The sequence below is a fragment of the Pseudomonas sp. Kh14 genome (assembly GCF_900291005.1).
Taxonomy (GTDB): Bacteria; Pseudomonadota; Gammaproteobacteria; order Pseudomonadales; family Pseudomonadaceae; genus Aquipseudomonas; species Aquipseudomonas alloputida.
The window spans coordinates 1-274 of record NZ_OLKJ01000100.1; the positions used below are offsets into that span (position 1 = coordinate 1).

General features: G+C 67.5%; 1 pseudogene. It reads right to left on the reverse strand.

Going from position 1 to position 274, the window contains the following annotated elements:
* Nucleotides 1-274 (reverse strand): annotated as a pseudogene (locus FQ668_RS28655) (serine--tRNA ligase); the annotation flags it as partial.

A 274-nucleotide genomic window follows, 5' to 3' on the forward strand; every position in this document is an offset into this window, starting at 1 on the left:
GGTGGAGGCGGGCGACGGCGCCCGACAGGACGACGAAGCGGCTGCCCGAGAGCTTGGCCGCGGTGGCGAAGTCCATGCCGGCCTTCGCGGCAGGAATGTCGAAATGTTCCCACGGCTTGAAGGCGAGGGCGCGCGGGCTGCCCCAGCGTTTGAGTTCGACATTGCCGTGTTCGTCGGCGCCTTCGGGCACCTCGGGCAGGGGGATATTCGGGATCCCCAGAAGTATGTCGCGCAGGCGCTGGTCTTCGTCTTTTGCCAGCGCCTCGTTCGCGGT